This is a genomic window from Flavobacterium microcysteis (genome assembly GCF_006385255.1).
GTDB lineage: Bacteria > Bacteroidota > Bacteroidia > Flavobacteriales > Flavobacteriaceae > Flavobacterium > Flavobacterium microcysteis.
The window spans coordinates 136,382-153,831 of record NZ_VFJE01000055.1; the positions used below are offsets into that span (position 1 = coordinate 136,382).

General features: G+C 36.7%; 18 protein-coding genes. 8 read left to right on the forward strand and 10 right to left on the reverse strand.

Going from position 1 to position 17,450, the window contains the following annotated elements:
- Positions 1 to 36: 36 nt before the first annotated feature.
- From FJA49_RS11845 to FJA49_RS11855, 4 genes are all read right to left on the reverse strand, one after another.
- The gene (locus FJA49_RS11845) at positions 37 to 546 is read right to left on the reverse strand and encodes a hypothetical protein (protein WP_140001129.1); all 510 of its coding nucleotides are present in this window, start codon (positions 544 to 546) and stop codon (positions 37 to 39) included.
- A gap of 17 nt (positions 547 to 563) precedes the next feature.
- The gene (locus FJA49_RS11850) at positions 564 to 1,490 is read right to left on the reverse strand and encodes a GLPGLI family protein (RefSeq protein WP_140001130.1); all 927 of its coding nucleotides are present in this window, start codon (positions 1,488 to 1,490) and stop codon (positions 564 to 566) included.
- Between the two features lie 174 nt (positions 1,491 to 1,664).
- Positions 1,665 to 1,829: a hypothetical protein gene (locus tag FJA49_RS18440; RefSeq protein ID WP_158629484.1), complete on the reverse strand. Its 165-nt coding sequence runs from the start codon at positions 1,827 to 1,829 to the stop codon at positions 1,665 to 1,667.
- A gap of 16 nt (positions 1,830 to 1,845) precedes the next feature.
- Positions 1,846 to 3,252: a hypothetical protein gene (locus FJA49_RS11855; RefSeq protein ID WP_140001131.1), complete on the reverse strand. Its 1,407-nt coding sequence runs from the start codon at positions 3,250 to 3,252 to the stop codon at positions 1,846 to 1,848.
- A 325-nt stretch (positions 3,253 to 3,577) separates the two neighbouring features.
- Between FJA49_RS11855 and FJA49_RS11860 the strand changes: the two genes are divergently transcribed.
- Positions 3,578 to 4,195 carry a GNAT family N-acetyltransferase gene (locus FJA49_RS11860; protein WP_140001132.1) on the forward strand — a complete coding sequence of 206 codons (618 nt, stop codon included), beginning with the start codon at positions 3,578 to 3,580 and terminating at the stop codon, positions 4,193 to 4,195.
- Between the two features lie 3 nt (positions 4,196 to 4,198).
- Positions 4,199 to 4,636, forward strand: a complete 438-nt coding sequence (locus FJA49_RS11865) for a hypothetical protein (RefSeq protein ID WP_140001133.1) — start codon at positions 4,199 to 4,201, stop codon at positions 4,634 to 4,636.
- Between the two features lie 56 nt (positions 4,637 to 4,692).
- On the opposite strand, the gene FJA49_RS11870 is transcribed toward FJA49_RS11865, so the two are convergent.
- From FJA49_RS11870 to FJA49_RS11890, 5 genes are all read right to left on the reverse strand, one after another.
- Positions 4,693 to 5,856, reverse strand: coding sequence for a peptidylprolyl isomerase (locus FJA49_RS11870; RefSeq protein ID WP_140001134.1), 1,164 nt, complete (start codon positions 5,854 to 5,856; stop codon positions 4,693 to 4,695).
- A 42-nt stretch (positions 5,857 to 5,898) separates the two neighbouring features.
- Positions 5,899 to 7,011, reverse strand: a complete 1,113-nt coding sequence (locus FJA49_RS11875) for a peptidylprolyl isomerase (protein ID WP_140001135.1) — start codon at positions 7,009 to 7,011, stop codon at positions 5,899 to 5,901.
- A gap of 15 nt (positions 7,012 to 7,026) precedes the next feature.
- The gene (gene gldI / locus FJA49_RS11880; protein WP_140001136.1) at positions 7,027 to 7,662 is read right to left on the reverse strand and encodes a gliding motility-associated peptidyl-prolyl isomerase GldI; all 636 of its coding nucleotides are present in this window, start codon (positions 7,660 to 7,662) and stop codon (positions 7,027 to 7,029) included.
- Between the two features lie 4 nt (positions 7,663 to 7,666).
- Positions 7,667 to 8,677, reverse strand: coding sequence for a DHH family phosphoesterase (locus FJA49_RS11885; protein ID WP_140001137.1), 1,011 nt, complete (start codon positions 8,675 to 8,677; stop codon positions 7,667 to 7,669).
- A gap of 69 nt (positions 8,678 to 8,746) precedes the next feature.
- Positions 8,747 to 10,021: a voltage-gated chloride channel family protein gene (locus tag FJA49_RS11890; protein WP_394344083.1), complete on the reverse strand. Its 1,275-nt coding sequence runs from the start codon at positions 10,019 to 10,021 to the stop codon at positions 8,747 to 8,749.
- Positions 10,022 to 10,177: 156 nt separating this feature from the next.
- On the opposite strand from FJA49_RS11890, the gene guaA reads away from it, so the two are divergent.
- The 5 genes from guaA to FJA49_RS11915 all read left to right on the forward strand — a co-directional run bounded on the left by guaA (position 10,178) and on the right by FJA49_RS11915 (position 15,127).
- Positions 10,178 to 11,707, forward strand: a complete 1,530-nt coding sequence (guaA, locus tag FJA49_RS11895) for a glutamine-hydrolyzing GMP synthase (RefSeq protein WP_140001139.1) — start codon at positions 10,178 to 10,180, stop codon at positions 11,705 to 11,707.
- Positions 11,708 to 11,807: 100 nt separating this feature from the next.
- The gene (locus tag FJA49_RS11900) at positions 11,808 to 13,832 is read left to right on the forward strand and encodes a LysM peptidoglycan-binding domain-containing protein (RefSeq protein WP_140001140.1); all 2,025 of its coding nucleotides are present in this window, start codon (positions 11,808 to 11,810) and stop codon (positions 13,830 to 13,832) included.
- Positions 13,832 to 14,233 carry an OsmC family protein gene (locus FJA49_RS11905; protein WP_140001141.1) on the forward strand — a complete coding sequence of 134 codons (402 nt, stop codon included), beginning with the start codon at positions 13,832 to 13,834 and terminating at the stop codon, positions 14,231 to 14,233. The genes FJA49_RS11900 and FJA49_RS11905 overlap by 1 nt, the downstream gene beginning before the upstream one ends.
- Positions 14,234 to 14,236: 3 nt before the next feature.
- Complete coding sequence (locus tag FJA49_RS11910) at positions 14,237 to 14,896, forward strand: hypothetical protein (RefSeq protein WP_140001142.1); 660 nt, start codon at positions 14,237 to 14,239, stop codon at positions 14,894 to 14,896.
- Positions 14,897 to 15,127 carry a DUF3820 family protein gene (locus FJA49_RS11915; RefSeq protein ID WP_056070380.1) on the forward strand — a complete coding sequence of 77 codons (231 nt, stop codon included), beginning with the start codon at positions 14,897 to 14,899 and terminating at the stop codon, positions 15,125 to 15,127.
- A gap of 100 nt (positions 15,128 to 15,227) precedes the next feature.
- Here FJA49_RS11915 and FJA49_RS11920 read toward each other — a convergent pair whose 3' ends face one another.
- Entirely contained in the window at positions 15,228 to 15,599 is a 372-nt protein-coding gene (locus tag FJA49_RS11920; RefSeq protein WP_140001143.1) for an RDD family protein, read from the reverse strand.
- 217 nt (positions 15,600 to 15,816) lie between these two features.
- Here FJA49_RS11920 and FJA49_RS11925 point away from each other — a divergent pair, with 217 nt between their 5' ends.
- On the forward strand, positions 15,817 to 17,430 hold the full coding sequence (locus tag FJA49_RS11925; RefSeq protein WP_140001144.1) for a CTP synthase: 1,614 nt from the start codon (positions 15,817 to 15,819) through the stop codon (positions 17,428 to 17,430).
- Positions 17,431 to 17,450 lie beyond the last annotated feature (20 nt).

The window sequence follows — 17,450 nt, forward strand, 5'->3', positions numbered from 1 at the left end:
AGTAAGAAAAATTATATTTTTATTATGTTATATAATCTATCGCTCGGTTATCTCTAAGTACTTTTTATCCCAGTTTTCATAAAGCAATATCAAGGTATCATAATTCCCATCCTTTGGCAGACTTTTATTCCAGATTTCTATTATTTTATGCAGTTTTTCTTTATCTCTTTTGATAAAAGCAACGGTTCCTTTTGCATAAAAATACCATGTTTTTCCATCCTCTCCACCAAACCATCGGTACAAGAAATTATAGGTTTTTCTAAAATAGCGGATGGCCTGCTGATCCTTTTGTGCTTTTGCAAATAGTTGCCCGGCATGCCAATTCAAAGAGTGTTTGTTTGTATGAGTCTTATTGTTTTTAAGATAAGAAACAATCAGGTTGGCACCTTTTTCATATTCTTTATTATCCGCAAGTTTTCTCCAGCAGCAGGTATCGCTGTCAAAAATAAGCTGATCATAATCAAATACCTTGTTTGTTTCTTGCGCTAGAAGGCAAGAATATGAAAAACAAAAGAAGAAGATGACTGTTATTTTTAGAGTTGCCATTCAATCAGATAGCTTAATTATGGATTTGGAGATAAAGTTTTTGAACGCTCTATAGGATTATTAAATACAGGAATTTGAGCAGGAATACCCATTTTGCCGGGCGAAATTTGTTTTAAACCGCCAAGTCCAACCAATTCCATCTGAGTTTTTATAAATTTCTTAGGGTCCTTATCACGAGCTTCTTTCAATTTCTTTATTTCTTGTGGAGTTGCCTTGATAGCATCAGTAGGCAATTGGATTTCGGTTTGTGATAGGACATTGCTACTTCCTATTTTTTTAACGGTAAAATCATTGGATGTATTTTGAATGGACTTAGCTTTTTCGTCGATTTTCTCTAATCCTAAAAAAACAAAACTCACTTCGCTATCTTCATCATAGGCATCAATAATCAGTCCGGGCAATCCCACCAGTTTCCATGGTCCGCTCGAAAAGGGAAGTTCTTCTGTAAACCAGGCAGTCCAATTTCTTCCTCTAAAATAGCCTGTCGCTTTTTTACATTTCAGACCTTCAATAACCTGGGTATCGGCTGTTATTTTCCAATCGATTTTTTCTACCTTTTCTTCAGTAAGATAAAAAGCCACCAATTGCTCTTTGATAAAAAACTTATGTTGATTAGCAAAATAGAAAATTTCCATGCTATTTGTCGGCTTTTTTTTAGGAGGCGATATAAACGTCGGAACTTCTACATTGGCTTGCTGTCGGCTTTGTTTTTCGAAAGCATTTCTTGCCTCTATATCCTGTTGTATTTTATCATAACTTAAGTAAACAGAAGCATTTTTTCCGGCTATGAGCATCATGGTTTCTTTATAATAGTTTTCTCTATTAGTCGTGTCTGGCAGATGTGAAAAAGCATATTTCACCCGTATCAAAACCTTGTCTTGGTCTTGCGCAAAAGCAAAGGAGGTAAGAGCTGTTGCAAATAAAGTAAATAAAAAAGTTTTCATATATCTGTTGTTAAATGTTACCGTATAACTATTGAAAACCAATGTTTTATCTCATTAAAAATAAGAAATTTTATTTTTAGTTATACAAAACCACAACAGAAAGTAATTAGAAGTGAGAAGATTAAATAAAAAACGACGGGAAAATCCCGCCGTTTTTAGGTAAGTATAGATTGATTAATTAGGAGTGTTTCTGTCTAAAAACTTAATTAGTTTTCGATATAGCTTTATTATAAAATAAATAATCACTGCAAGAAAAAGAAGGCTGATGACTTCCCATAGAGTGCCTAAAATAAAAGGCAGATTATATACAGTTTCTGTTTCAAAGACCTGTTGTTTCATAATTGAGTTTTTAATGTTAATTGTAGCGCCATTCCGAACTTACAATAGTTGCATCTAATGGATTTAAGATTAAAGTCAGGCGAATTCCTTTGATAACTTTGACTCCCCAGCCTTCTATAGTATAATCGTATTTCATGGAGCCTACTACTTCAACTTTAATATTTCCATTGGACAAAATATCGACGAAATAATCGCTTTGTTTCCATTCTCCTATGGAGGCACCATATTCTTCAGAAGTTACATTAGTGACTGTATGACGCTGTTGTCTAGAAACGGAAAATTTCACATTCATTCGTAATCCGGTGAATAAATTAATTTTGAATTTGTAGCTGCCCAGGAAAGTATTACTTATATTGGGTTGCTGCTCAATAGAGACAGCGTTTATTTCCAGTTGGTTTAGAGATTCAGCTAATTCTTCCACACTATTTATTGTTCTTGTGGCGGCAGGTTCTATAGCAGCATCAAATTCAAACGAAAACCCCGTGGCAATAGAATGATCAATCAGCTTTCTGGTGAATGCCATAGCTTCAGGACTAATCCTGCCATTAAATGTATTTTGGTCTAGATGATTGATTATTGACGCTACAGTTCTAAGATTAGCCGGATCGTCCCACCAATCTCTTTGGTCTGGAGTCAAATGCCTTATAAAACTAAATTGAATATTTCCAAAGAAAACCGGCTGAGTAGTAATAGGAATGGCAATATCTGGATTTCCGCCACCATCATTGCTAACAGGATCCCTAATCAATGAGCTTTCAAGATAAGGTTCGGGCGAATTCAGGACTATTTCAAAGCAACTAATAGACGCTACTGATTTCACATGGGCTCCTTTGTCTCTATTTTTATAACAGCCTGGACCGGCTAATGTAGGCGGATTATTGTTGGTGCAATATAAATGCGTACTTATAAAACATTTAAGTGCAGTTGCACTTCTGGAAAGAAAAGCAGAACGACTTAATTCTGTCATATTATATTTACCCGTAAACTGTGCATCAGGGTCCGCCAAACGGCGTGAAAGATAGGAGTCGTCCGGCTTATATTTTATAAGCACTGCTTTTTTCTCGTTTCCAATATCAAAAACAACAAGGTTCTCAAAAGTTCCCTCTTCCATAGTTTCGCGAGTAACGGCCATAGTATAATATTCAATACCATTATTTGTTATCTGGGTTACAGAAGTACTGTCAATCTCAAATTGATATACAGCATTAGAATTACTATTCCTTGCTGCTAAAGTCAGGTCTCTTGGAAGTGTTTCCGAAAGTAATCCCGAAAGTTTCCCAAATTCTTTAAATTGTTTACGGACTACAGGAGATTCAGAACTGAACTTTTCAGTAGATTCCTGAATTTCGTCGGTTTGACAACTCAACAACGATAAGCTCCAAATCAACAGGAGACTTTTCAATAGGTTTGCTCTTTGTTTCATATCTATTTGGTGTTTAATTAGTCATTTTGGCGTGGGAGAGATACAATAATACAAAAAATAATTTATAAATAAACAAATTAATTTATTTTTTGTTATAAAAAATCACAAAAAATAAAACTTAAAAATCAAATAGTATTAAAGTTATCAATGATTAAGGTGTATTAGGAAGCTTTTGTTAAATGGTAATTATAAACTAAAATGTTTTCTTTTGAGATAAAAAACAGCTGCCAATATTTTATTAAAATCAATAAAAATCGATACAATATTTTATATCTTCACATAGCCTGATAGGTCTCGGATACAACCCTAAATCACAATACCTTATATGACATTTACAAAAGAATTTGACTTTTCACAAAACCTTGTTTTGGAAGATGATACCGTTTTGCTCCGCCCGTTGCAGCAGTCAGACTTTGAAAACCTGTTGCACTTTGCTCTCAACGAACCCGAAATCTGGACATTTTCCAGTATACCTGCCAGTGGTAGTGAAAACCTTAAAAACTATATCAATCAGGCAATAGAAGCCCGTGAAAACAAAACCGAATTTCCTTTTATTGTCATAGACAAGAAAACAGGACTTTATGCCGGAAGTACACGCTTTTACGATATCAATTTTCCATTCAAAAGCTTGCAACTTGGATATACATGGTATGGGAAAGACTTTCAGGGAACAGGGCTTAACAAACATTGTAAATTCCTGATGTTGCAATTTGCTTTTGAAGTTTTGGAAATGGAAAGAGTAGAATTCAGGGCGGACAGTGATAATGCCAAAAGCATTGCCGCCATGAAAAGTATAGGCTGTCAGGTAGAAGGAATTTTACGAAGCCATATGCCTAGAATTAATGGTGAAACCCGACGGGATTCTATAATTCTAAGTATATTGAAAAACGAATGGGAAGGAGGAGCCAAACAAAGGCTTTTTGATAAAATAAATAACAAATAGAATATGAAAATCAATCCAAAAATAGGAATAGACAAGCTTGTCTTCGGGATGTTGCAAAAAGATGTAGAAGAAGTATATGGAAAATCAGATAAAATTTCTACCGATGAAGAAGACAATAAGATACTGCAGTATAATAATCAGAAAATCAGTCTGACTTTCTACACAGACGAAGGATTCAAGTTGGGTTATCTCACAACATCGAATCCGGAATTGCAGCTTTTTGATAAAAAAATCATTGGACGTCCACCTGCCGATGTACTAAAAGAATTAGAAGCAGTAGGATGGGCAAAATGGGAAAAAGGAGAATTCGAGATGCAGGAAACCTTTTTTAATGAATCGAACTGGACCATCTTCTATGTAGAATATAATGAAATAGTAAAAGTAGAAGTAGGCGCCATTTTCAACGATAAGGACGAATTTGAATGGAAGTTCAAGAAATAAAAGAAAAAGGGGATTTTCAATTAGAAAATCCCCTTTTTTATATGCTATTTAGCCTATTATTGTTTTGGTGCTTCCAAAAGCTCTACTTCAAAAATAATGTCAGAATTTGGTGGAATTACGTTGCCTGCGCCTCTTTCTCCATAACCAAGATTTGCTGGAATAAAGAATGTAGCCTTGTCTCCAAATGACATAAGGTTGATTCCTTCAAGAAAACCAGGAATCAAGCCTCCTTTGTTAGAAATGTCAAAAGGAAAAGGCTGGTAACCGCCTTGTGCTGCACGATTAGAATCAAATTTTCCATAAGCTTTTGATATTTCGGCATCACTACTGTCAAATAAGCTTCCGTCTTCCAAATAACCTGCATAACCTACATAAACAGTTCCTGTTGTTGGTTTAGTTCCAGTTCCTTTATGGGTGATGCTGTATTGCAAGCCTGATTCTGTTTTAGTAGCTGTAGCTTTCATTGCTGCAAATTCAGCAACTTTTTTAGCTTTTACAGGAGCAAATTCAGCTTCAAGTGCTTTTTTCTTCTCAGCCTCTGCAGCAAGTTGTTTTTTCTCTACTTCATCTTTGTTAGTGAAATAATCATTAAAAACTTTTGCAGCATCGAATTTTTTAGCTTCAGCGCCATTACGGATAATCTTGATTTCCATGATAACATCATTTTGCTCAATAGCATTCACGACATCCATACCACTGATTACTTTTCCAAAAACAGTATGCTTTCCGTCAAGCCATGAAGTTTCTTTATGAGTAATGAAAAACTGGCTTCCGTTTGTACCAGGACCAGCGTTAGCCATAGAAAGGATACCGCCTGAGTTATGTTTTAATTCAGGAACAATTTCATCGGTGAAACGGTAACCAGGACCTCCTGAACCAGTACCGTCAGGATCACCACCTTGTATCATAAAATCTTTAATTACTCTATGGAATTTAAGTCCTGTATAAAATGGTTTTCCTTTGTATTTTGCACTTACGGCATTGTTTGTTCCTTCAGCAAGAGAAATAAAGTTTGCCACAGTAATAGGCGTTTTTTGGTATTCTAACTTTAGGACGATTCTTCCTTTGTTTGTTTCGATCTGGGCATAAATACCCGGATCTTGAGTAGACGCTCCTGCTTTAGCAGTTGTCGCTTTTTTTGGAGCAGCTGATTTTTTTGTCTGTGCGCCAAGACCCGCCGTCATGGCTAAAAACAGTAAGCAAATAAATTTTAATTTCATTGTGTATCAGATTAAGTTTTCTATTCTGTTTTAAAAAATCTATTAGTTTGGTGTAGCACCCAGCATTTCAATTTCAAAAATGATATTCGCATTTGGAGGAATAACGCCACCGGCTCCTCTTTCTCCATAAGCAAGATATGAAGGAATAAAGATAATAGCTTTATCTCCTGGTGCCAATTGTTCAATTCCTTCTATAAAACCAGGAATCATACCTTCTTTCATTCCAATAGTGAAAGGAATTGGAGAATAAGCCTTGGCAGCTGCTCTATTTGGATCTAGTTTGCCAAAGTTTGTAGCAATACTTTCAATGTTGGTGTCAAACAAATCCCCATTTTCAAAGTAACCCGCATAGTTGATAGAAACCGGAGTTCCGGCTGCTGGCTTTTTACCTTTTCCTTTGGTAATGATTTTATACTGTAAACCAGATTGCGTTTTTGTCGATTGTGCTTTCAATTGCTGGAATTGAGCTTCTTTTTCTTTAATAACGACTGAGAATTTCTCTCTCATTTTTAATTGTTCTTCTTCAAACTTTTTCTGCTCTTCAGCTTGTTTGGCAAAACCATCTTTAAAGATTTTAGGAGCGTCAAACTTTTTAGCATCCTGTCCTTTACGGATAATCGTTATTTTTTTGATAACATCGTCCTGCTGTATAGCATTCACGACTTCCATTCCATTTTCTATAACGTGTCCAAAAATTGTATGAATACCGTCAAGCCAAGGTGTTGCCTGGTGTGTAATAAAAAATTGGCTTCCGTTTGTAGCTTTTCCTCCATTTGCCATTGATAGCACGCCGCCTTTGTCATGCTTTAGCTCTGGAACAATTTCATCTTGAAAACGGTAGCCAGGTCCTCCAGAACCGTTTCCGTCTGGATCACCACCTTGTATCATAAAATTAGGAAGTACTCTATGGAATTTTAATCCGTCATAAAATGGCTTTCCTTTATATTTTTCGTTTACTACTGGATTTTTTCCTTCGGCAAGCGATACAAAATTAGCCACCGTAATAGGTGTTTTCTTGTACTCCAGCTCAACCATAATGGTTCCTTTGTCTGTTTCGATTTCAGCATACATTCCGTCAGGTAGATTGCTATTGGACTTGTCGCAGGAGAAAAATAAGGCGCTAAGGCCTAAAAATAAACTGGTTATTTTTTTCATTGGATATAGGTCGGTTTATTGTTTTATTGTTTCTGTTGTTTTTGGTGTCTCAGTAGTTAAAGGAACATTTGTTTTTGTATCCTTAGCTGCTGCTTTTGCATCTTTTTCAGGTTTGATGTCCCTTAAATTTATAGTGACCATCAAAGGCTGGTTATGGCCAATTCTTCTATTGTCGCCGTGGTAACCATAACCCATATGAGAAGGAAAAAGAAAGGTCAGTTTTTCGCCTTTTTTCATTAATTTGATTCCGTCACGCATTCCCATCATAATGTTTTGCTTGTCGACACGATAAATTTGCGGACGAAGCTCTAATTCGGTATAAATTATGTTGCCTTTAAGGTCTTTTACTTCATAATCAAAATAGGCGACATTGCCTTTTTTTGGAGTCAACGTATCCGTTACTGTACTTTTTACATCGTATTTGTACCAATACCCTTTTGCAGTAGCAATATATTGGGCTGCTGTGTCTTTTTTGATGACTGCTTCAATTTCAGCTTCCTCACCGGCAATCAGTTTTTTGTTTCGCTCAACAGATTCTTTCATAAAAGTTCCTGAAGAATGCGAAAGAGGCTTTCTAGCCTGTTGTTGCGTACAGCCTGTAATCAATAAAGCACCAGCTGTGACACTCAAAATAAGCTTGAAAAATTTCATAGGGCTACACATTAAAATTTTGTTTTGATAAAATAGATTCAAATTGTTTTATAGTTTCGTCCAAAGATAAGGTAGATTTTCCTCCGGCCGCATTGATATGGCCACCTCCATTAAAATAGTCTCTGGCAAATTGGTTCACGTCAAACTTGCCTTGTGAACGGAATGATATCTTAATAATTCCTTCTTCTTTGTTTTCGATAAATATAGCCGTGAAGATAATCCCACGAATTGTCAAGCCATAATTTACTATTCCTTCCGTATCTCCCTTAACGTAGTGGAATTCGTCGAGTTCCTGCTGTGTCAGTTTGATATAAGAAGTTTTGTATTCCGGTAATACCTTCATGTTTTGCAATGCTCTTCCTAAAAGCTGTAATCTATGGTAAGAGTTATTGTCAAACAATGCATTATGAATATCCCCGTTTTCTACACCAATATCAAGCAATTCCGCTACAACACGATGCGTCATGCTGGTTGTTGAAGGGAAACGGAAAGACCCGGAGTCAGTTACAATTCCAGTATATAAACAGGAAGCAATAGTTTTGTCAATCAGGTTTTTATGTCCTAAAAATAAGATAAGATTATAGATCATCTCACAAGTAGAACCAAAATTCGTATCAGAATACGTATAAACAGCGTAATTATCTGGTTTTTGATGGTGGTCAACCATAATAAACGGTACCGTAAGCTTCGATAACACGTTTTCCATTTCTCCTGTTCTATGCAGGGCATTGAAATCTAAAGTAAACACAAGTTCGGCCTGTTGAAGAACCGCAGTCACATTTGTTTTATCCTTTTCATAAACCAGCACCTTTTCAGACTCAGGAAGCCATGCCAAAAACTCCGGAAATTCATTAGGAGCAATAACTACAGCATCATGTCCCAGTTTTTTTAGCAAATGGTATAATCCCAAAGTAGATCCCATAGCATCACCGTCAGGGCTTCGGTGCGGAATAATTGCAATCTTTTTAGGCGATACCAATAATTCCTGTATCCCTTTAATATCTTCTTCTTTCATAGATTGCGAAATTACATTTTTTTACTATAAATAATTAATAAAATTAAGGAATGTACGGATACAAATGCGTTATAAATCTTTCAGGTCTTTTCGCCTGATCTTCTGATAAAGAAGATGTTTTGGGCCTTTTACGATTTGGGAGTGATAGATTCCTACAGATCCGGAGCAGAAATAAGCCACTAGACAAGCGAAGGAAATATAAATTCCGCAATCGACTCCAAAAAGTTCCATACCCATAATACTGCAAGCAACAGGTGTATGTGTTGCTCCCGAAAAAACAGCAACAAAACCCATTCCGGCCAAAAGAGCCACGGGCAGGGGAATCAAACCAGAAAGCGCACTTCCTAATGTAGCACCTACAAAAAAAAGAGGCGTTACTTCACCGCCTTTGAATCCGGCGCCTAACGTAAATCCGGTAAAAAGTATTTTGAGTAAAAAATCAAAGTTATCGCTCGGGTTTTGGAAAGAATCGACAATTACAGGTATTCCCAATCCTATAAATTTCGTTGCCTGAAAACTAAAAATAAAAATGGCAAGAACAATCCCTCCCACTAAAGGTCGTAAAGGCGGATATTGGATGTATTTTGAAAAAAACGTTCCCCAAAAATGTGTCGTTCTGGAAAATGCCATAGCAGCTAGACCAAAGGCAATTCCGGCAGGAATTATCCAGAGTAAATTTATAGCAGTAAGTTCCGGAACAAAAGGAATGCTGTAATGCGTGTGTTTTATTTGAAGCAGCTCCACAGTATAATAAGCAATATATGCGACAACAAAGGATGGAAGTATACTGTTGGGTCTTATTTCGCTGAAATACAAAACCTCGAGTGCAAATACAGCTCCAGCCAATGGAGTTCCAAAAATAGAAGCAAATCCGGCGCTAATTCCTATTATTAAGATGGTTTTTCGTTCTGAAGGCTGTAGTTTAAACAAGCGTGTAAATTGGTCAGAAATAGCACCGCCCATTTGTACGGCCGTTCCTTCTCGTCCGGCAGAACCACCAAAAAGATGTGTGATAACCGTTCCGATTAATACCAGAGGAGCCATTTTAAAGGGAATGATTTTCTTCGGACTATCATATTCCTCCAAAATCAGATTGTTTCCTTTTACGACTTCCTTGCCGTAATAATAATACAGCAGTCCAATTAGTAAGCCACCAATAGGCAATAAAGCGATAATCCAGTAGTTGTTTTCTCTATAAGTTGTGGCCCATTCAAGCGAGATAAGAAAGATCGCAGATGCCAGACCGGAAAGGACTCCTGTGAGCAAACAGATTAAAATCCATTTGAAAAAAGAAGATAGCTTGTTTTGAATGCTTGTTGATTCCATGTCTGTAGGTTCGTTCATTTGACAACCAGAACCATTTCTATGATTATAAAAAGACGAAAAAGAATTGTCTTATTAAAAAATAGGTTGAAAAACAGTAATGCAATACTACAAAAAAACTTTTTGTTTTTTTGCCGATGCATTTTTAATTTCAATATAGTAATAGTATTTTTGCGCATGCAACACAACGTACTTATTTTAGATTTCGGATCGCAATACACACAACTAATTGCGAGAAGGGTTCGCGAATTAAATATCTTCTGCGAAATATTCCCATACAATCATTTTCCGAGTGATTTATCAAGTTATAAAGCTGTAATTTTATCTGGAAGCCCTTTTTCTGTAAGAGCAGAAGATGCACCGCATCCTGACTTATCACAAATCAGAGGCAAGTTGCCTATGTTGGCCGTTTGTTACGGAGCACAATACTTAGCTCATTTTTCGGGTGGAGAAGTGGCGCCGTCCAATATTCGTGAATACGGTAGGGCCAACTTGACTTTCATTAAAGACGATGAAGATTTCTTTGATGATGTCCATCTCAACAGCCAGGTTTGGATGAGCCATAGCGATACCATCAAAAAAATGCCTGAAAATGGTGTAAGACTGGCAAGTACAAAAGATGTAGAAAATGCTGCCTATAGAATTGAAGGCGAAACAACTTATGCAATCCAATTCCATCCGGAAGTATACCATTCAACCGATGGGAAGCAGATTTTAGAGAACTTCTTGGTTAAGATTGCAAAAGTGCCTCAAAATTTCACACCAAATGCATTTGTTGAAGAAATCATAGCTGAACTTCAGGAAAAAATTAAAAATGATAAAGTAGTCCTTGGATTATCAGGAGGAGTTGATTCTACTGTAGCAGCAGTTTTGTTGAACAAAGCAATAGGTGAAAACCTATATTGTATTTTTGTGAATAATGGATTGTTGCGCAAAAATGAATTTGATAGCGTTCTGGAACAATACAAAGGAATGGGACTCAATGTTAAGGGAGTTGACGCTTCGGCACGTTTTTTGGGTGAACTGGCAGGTATAGAAGATCCGGAAACAAAAAGAAAAACAATCGGTCGTGTGTTCATTGAAGTTTTTGATGACGAATCCAATAAACTGGAAGATGTGAAATGGCTTGCCCAAGGAACCATCTATCCTGATGTAATCGAATCGGTTTCTGTGAAAGGACCATCAGCAACCATTAAATCGCACCATAATGTGGGAGGTTTGCCTGATTATATGAAGCTGAAAATTGTAGAACCGTTGCGTATGCTTTTCAAAGACGAAGTAAGACGAGTAGGTGCTACGTTGGGAATCTCGCCAGAATTATTAGGAAGACATCCTTTCCCTGGACCAGGATTATCAATCCGAATTTTAGGCGATATCACTCCGGAAAAAGTGAGAATCCTACAAGAAGTAGATGCTATCTTTATTGAAGGATTGAAATCACACGGATTATATGACAAGGTTTGGCAGGCAGGAGCAATACTGCTTCCGGTAAACAGTGTGGGTGTAATGGGAGATGAAAGAACCTATGAAAAAGTAGTGGCCCTGAGAGCTGTTGAGTCAACAGACGGAATGACGGCTGACTGGGTACATCTACCGTATGAATTTTTGATGACAATTTCGAACGAAATTATAAATAAAGTAAAAGGTGTGAATAGGGTTGTATACGACATCAGCTCAAAACCGCCAGCCACAATTGAGTGGGAATAATAAATTGAAAGATTAAATTAATTAAGTCGTTGCTTTTCTCTAAATTAGTAACGACTTAATAGCTTATAAAACATATATAGCCTTTAAAAGAAAGAATAAAATGAAGCAGTTTTTTTATGTACTTGTATTGATGTTAGTAGTGTCCTTTACAGCAAAGGCACAGCAAAATGTGAAGCACACCGTGACGAGTGGTGAAACCGTAACACAGATTGCACAGAAATATAAAGTCACACCTTTAGATATTTACACGCTAAATCCAGATGCGAGAAATGGACTTAAGGAAAACGCTGTTTTATTGATTCCTTCAAAAGGGGCAATAGTTAAAGTTCCTGCTAAAGAGCAAAAAGTTGTAGATACGCCATCCATAAAGAAAAACGGTTCGCATACAGTAGCACCAAAAGAAACGGCTTATGGTCTGGCAAAGCAATACAATATTTCTGTTGCGGATTTAGAAAAAGCTAATCCTGGAATAAAAGAAGGCCTGAAAATTGGTCAGGTTCTGACAATACCTAAAAAAGGTCAGGAAGTGCCAATGCAGGAGGCAAAGCCTTCAAAAAAAGAAGAAAGAAAAGCGGAGAAAGCTGAGAAAAAAGCCGAAAAAGAAGAAAAGAAAGAGGCTAAAAATACAGCTCAGGATATCAGCCATGCAGTACAGCCAAAAGAAACAAAATATTCTATTGCTAAAAAATACGGAATTACTCTTGAAGAACTGGAAAAGAGAAATCCTGAAACTAAAGATGGTTTAAAAATCGGCCAGGTATTGACCATAAAAGGTAATGCTCCAAAAATTGAAATTGCTGATAAAAAACCTGAAGTGAAACAAGAAGTTTCAAAACCAGAAACGGCAGATTCAAATACGAACAAATACGAAGTAAAACCAAAAGAAACACTTTACAGCCTATCCAGACAATTCGGTCTAAGCCAGAACGAACTGATTGATTTAAATCCGGAATTAAAAGATGGCGTAAAAGTAGGAATGTTGCTAAAGGTGCCAAATACGTTACCTATATCAGGAGCTTCATCTAAAGATTTTACTGACCTGACCAAAACGCTTTCTAAAAAAGACAGAAAAGAATTAGTGTTATTGTTGCCTTTTAACCTTACAAAAATAAGTGGAGATTCAACATCAACCGTTCAGACTAGACTTAAAAAAGATGGCTTTCTGAACATGACGCTTGATTTTTATTCAGGAGCCTTGATTGCAATTGATTCAGCAAAAACATTGGGACTGAATATTGATGTAAAGATTTTTGATTCTCAGGAAAACAAAAACACATCCAATATTTCAAGCACTTTTGTGCAGAACAATCTAACGAAAGCTGATGTGGTAATAGGGCCATTTTATCAGGTACATGCAGAGAAAACAGCAGAAATGCTGAACCAGAGTAATGTTCCTGTGATTTCTCCATTGTCAAAAGAGAGCGGTAAGTTGTATAGCAACTTATACCAATCCATGCCAACAGCTGACTATCTGAAAAATGCCATGTTTGATTACATGAACAGCAAAAATGGTAATATAGTTGCGGTTGTTGACCCGAAGAAAGCCACAACCCGAAAATATATTTCAGACAACTACGGAAATGTCCGATTTGCAACATTTACTGATAAAGGTGGATTGTCTGCAGAAAGCCTGAAATCGCTGCTAAAACCAAATCAGATGAACTATGTTGTTATGGAAACAGCAAGTATCTGGATGATCAAGTCTACAATTACGGCTTTGCTAGCGGCACAGCCTGAATACCAATTGCAATTGGTTATTTTGGAATCGAATGATGCTTTGGATTCAGATGAAATTTTAGTTTCCAATCTTGCAAAGCTAAAAATGATGTATCCTGCCGTAACACGTGAGAATGATACGCCGGAAGCATTGATTTTTGCAAAGATGTATAAAAAGAAAAACAATATTCTTCCTAACCAGTACGCCACCCGTGGATTTGATGTTACGTTTGACGCATTACTAAGACTTTCGCAAGAGAAAAGTTTTGAAGAAACCATTTATGATGCGGCTACAGAACAGGTAGAAAATAAATTCAATTATAATAGAAATCCGGCAGGAGGCTATTCAAATAAAGGGGTTTATATCCTTTATTATGATGAAGACTTGTCCGTTAAAGAAGCAAAATAATGACATCAAAAGTAACTTACCTGGGTGACCTAAGAACTTCTTCTGTACACCTGCAATCAGGAACTGAAATCCTTTCTGATGCGCCAACTGATAATCATGGAAAAGGCGAAGCTTTTTCTCCTACTGATTTGCTAGCCAATGCGCTTGGTAGCTGTATGGTTTCGATTATGGCAATCAAATCAAAAGATATGGATATAAATTTGGTAGGCTCGACGGTTGAAGTAACTAAAGTTATGCAGGCTGAACCGAGAAAAATTGCCAAAATTGAAATCGTAATGAACATGTCGGTTGCGGCTGATGAAAAAACGAGAACCATATTAGAAAGAACAGCAATGAATTGCCCGGTTTTATTAAGCCTGAACCCGGATATTGAAAAAGTAATCACCTTTAATTGGAAATAATCATTGGAAAATTCTCAATTCATTACTTTTCAAAAATTCAACCTTAAAGAAGACGCAGTCGAATTGGCTAACTTTTTAAAAGAAAGCCAAATAGAATACCGAATAGAAGATGTTTCCTCCGGTTTGGATGGTAATTTTGGAGGTTCAGAACTGACTAAGGATTACCTGATAAAACTGCAAAAAGAAGATTTTGAAAAAGCGGATACTCTTTTGTTGCAGCTTTCTTCTAATTTGGTAGAAACTATCGGGACAGAACATTATCTGTATGATTTTACAGATGAAGAATTAAAAGAAATCATTGTCAAGAAAGACGAATGGAGCCATTTGGATTACTTGTTGGCTCAGAAGATTCTTAAGGAAAGGGGACAGGAAATAGTACCGGAAGAAATAGAAAAGCACAGAAAGCAACGATTGGAAGATTTGGCTAAGCCGGAAGGCCGCCAAACCACTTGGATTATCATTGGTTATATCATGGCTCTTTTAGGCGGATTTATGGGAGTTTTTATCGGTTGGTATCTGAAAACTCACGGGAAAACACTTCCAAACGGAGAGCGTGTCTTCAATTATATCGAATCCGATAGAAAGCATGGGGCCAGAATATTGACGCTAAGTATTATTTCTCTTTTACTTTGGATTGGAGCCCGATTCTATTTTTCTAAATAAATGGACGAACAGAAAAAGCTTCTCATCAAATTAGCTCATACCAAAATGCCTTTCGGAAAATATGAAGGTCGTTACCTGATAGATTTGCCTGAATATTACGTGGTATGGTATAGTAATAAAGGTTTTCCAAAAGGAGAATTAGGGCAGCAATTACAGCTAGTTTACGAATTAAAATTAAACGGACTGGAAGAACTCGTCAGAAACATAAAGAAGCAATACGCTAAACCTTAGAGGGTAGTAAGCCAATTGCTGAAAGTTTTCTTATAAATGTCTTTACACCAAATAAAAAAGCCTGTGAATATTTCACAGGCTTTTTCGGTTAGGTTTAAAATTATTTGTTGACCACTCTCGTTTTGGCTAAGTCGTCTCCTAGTCTTGGCTTATCGATAAGTACCAGTATAAGATCAACTAACGGAATGAATAAAGTCACATTTCTTGTGGCGCTGGTAGCGTAATCTCCTTCTAAAGAAGAGCCGTCTTGTTTGACTGCTGCATACTTAATTAGCTTTTTGCCAATACTTTGTCCGCCCGGAAGAGCATCTCTAAGCAGATAATAGCCAATGCCGAGGATTAATCCTATATAGTAAATGATTCCAATGCCGGTAAGGACCGATATTAAAGAAAACACAAACATGGGAATGTACGCAATGATACCATCAATTAAGAGCCCAAGAAACCGATTCAATTTTGATACTTCTGTCATAATAATTTTATTTGGTTGATTATGACTAAAATACGTAAATTTTATAACAAATTTGAATTTATTTAAAATAAATTAATGTAAAATCTTTATTGCCAATAAAACCGCTTCTAAATTTTTCATAAAAAAATAATGTAGGCCCCAGCTTCTCGATTATCAATTAATAATTCGTACTTTTGCCACGTTTTTTTACACAACTACAACGACAAACAACAGCACAATGAATCAGACAAAATATATTTTTGTTACAGGCGGTGTGACTTCTTCTTTGGGAAAGGGGATTATTGCCGCATCTTTAGCAAAATTATTACAGGCCAGAGGATATCGAACGACAATCCAGAAATTTGATCCTTACATTAATGTGGATCCGGGAACTTTAAATCCCTACGAACACGGAGAATGTTATGTAACAGATGATGGTGCTGAGACCGATTTGGATCTTGGACATTACGAGCGTTTTTTAAACGTTCCTACTTCGCAGGCAAATAACGTGACTACCGGAAGAGTTTATCTTTCTGTAATTGAAAAGGAGCGAAGAGGTGAATTTTTAGGTAAGACGGTTCAGGTTGTTCCACATATCACCAATGAAATCAAGGAGAGAATGCAACTTCTTGGAAAAACTGGCGAATTTGACATTGTGATTACTGAAATTGGAGGAACAGTAGGTGATATAGAGTCACTTCCTTATATTGAGTCGGTTCGTCAACTAGTTTGGGAACTAGGTGAAAACAATGGAATTGTGATTCACCTAACGTTAGTACCTTATTTGGCTGCTGCGGGTGAGCTAAAAACAAAACCAACACAGCACTCCGTTAAGACATTGATGGAAAGCGGTATCAAAGCTGATATTTTGGTTTGCAGAACAGAACATGAACTTTCTGATGAATTGCGTCAGAAACTGGCTTTATTCTGCAATGTGAAAAGAGAAGCGGTTATCCAATCAATTGATGCTTCAACGATCTATGATGTTCCAAATCTGATGTTGGAAGAAGGTCTTGACAAAGTAGCATTGAAAAAACTGGATTTGCCAGAAAAAGCGACTCCAGATTTAAAACAATGGAATGAGTTCTTGCAAAAACTGAAAAATCCTAAACATATCGTAAACATCGGTTTGGTTGGGAAATATGTAGAATTGCAGGATTCCTATAAATCGATTTTAGAAGCCTTTATCCATGCAGGAGCGGCTAATGAAACCAAAGTGAATGTGGTGAGCATCCACTCAGAATATGTGGATGATAAAAACGTTGCTGAGAAACTAAAGGATTTAGATGGTATTCTTGTAGCGCCGGGCTTTGGAGAAAGAGGAATTGAAGGAAAGATTGAAACGGTTCGTTATGCGAGAGAAAACAATATTCCATTTTTTGGAATCTGTTTAGGAATGCAAATGTCAGTAATTGAATATTCGAGAAACGTTCTGGGATATGCTGATGCCAATTCAACAGAAATGAACGCCGGGACAGCACATCCGGTTATCAATCTGATGGAAGAGCAAAAAACGATTACAGATAAAGGCGGAACAATGCGTCTGGGAGCATGGAAATGTGACATAAAACCAGATACATTGGCTTCAAAAATCTATGGTAAAAACCAGATTCAGGAACGCCACCGTCACCGTTATGAATTTAACGGCGAATATTTAGAAATGTTGGAAAATGCCGGATTAAAGGCATCAGGTATAAACCCGGATACGAAATTGGTGGAAATCATCGAAATCGAAAAACATCCATTTTTTATCGGAGTACAATACCATCCGGAATATAAGAGTACAGTTGCACAACCACACCCATTATTTATGAGTTTTGTAAAAGCAGCTGTAACGCATAAAAATAAATAGCATTTGAAGGAAACTTCAGG

Coding starts and splice junctions, on each gene's coding strand:
- FJA49_RS11925 (WP_140001144.1), top strand. CDS start 15,817: ATGAATCAGACAAAATATATTTTTGTTACAGGCGGTGTGACTTCTTCT.
- FJA49_RS11920 (WP_140001143.1), bottom strand. CDS start 15,599: ATGACAGAAGTATCAAAATTGAATCGGTTTCTTGGGCTCTTAATTGAT.
- gldI (WP_140001136.1), bottom strand. CDS start 7,662: ATGAAATTTTTCAAGCTTATTTTGAGTGTCACAGCTGGTGCTTTATTG.
- FJA49_RS11870 (WP_140001134.1), bottom strand. CDS start 5,856: ATGAAATTAAAATTTATTTGCTTACTGTTTTTAGCCATGACGGCGGGT.
- guaA (WP_140001139.1), top strand. CDS start 10,178: ATGCAACACAACGTACTTATTTTAGATTTCGGATCGCAATACACACAA.
- FJA49_RS11860 (WP_140001132.1), top strand. CDS start 3,578: ATGACATTTACAAAAGAATTTGACTTTTCACAAAACCTTGTTTTGGAA.
- FJA49_RS11865 (WP_140001133.1), top strand. CDS start 4,199: ATGAAAATCAATCCAAAAATAGGAATAGACAAGCTTGTCTTCGGGATG.
- FJA49_RS11900 (WP_140001140.1), top strand. CDS start 11,808: ATGAAGCAGTTTTTTTATGTACTTGTATTGATGTTAGTAGTGTCCTTT.
- FJA49_RS11845 (WP_140001129.1), bottom strand. CDS start 546: ATGGCAACTCTAAAAATAACAGTCATCTTCTTCTTTTGTTTTTCATAT.
- FJA49_RS18440 (WP_158629484.1), bottom strand. CDS start 1,829: ATGAAACAACAGGTCTTTGAAACAGAAACTGTATATAATCTGCCTTTT.
- FJA49_RS11885 (WP_140001137.1), bottom strand. CDS start 8,677: ATGAAAGAAGAAGATATTAAAGGGATACAGGAATTATTGGTATCGCCT.
- FJA49_RS11915 (WP_056070380.1), top strand. CDS start 14,897: ATGGACGAACAGAAAAAGCTTCTCATCAAATTAGCTCATACCAAAATG.
- FJA49_RS11855 (WP_140001131.1), bottom strand. CDS start 3,252: ATGAAACAAAGAGCAAACCTATTGAAAAGTCTCCTGTTGATTTGGAGC.
- FJA49_RS11875 (WP_140001135.1), bottom strand. CDS start 7,011: ATGAAAAAAATAACCAGTTTATTTTTAGGCCTTAGCGCCTTATTTTTC.
- FJA49_RS11850 (WP_140001130.1), bottom strand. CDS start 1,490: ATGAAAACTTTTTTATTTACTTTATTTGCAACAGCTCTTACCTCCTTT.
- FJA49_RS11905 (WP_140001141.1), top strand. CDS start 13,832: ATGACATCAAAAGTAACTTACCTGGGTGACCTAAGAACTTCTTCTGTA.
- FJA49_RS11890 (WP_394344083.1), bottom strand. CDS start 10,021: ATGAACGAACCTACAGACATGGAATCAACAAGCATTCAAAACAAGCTA.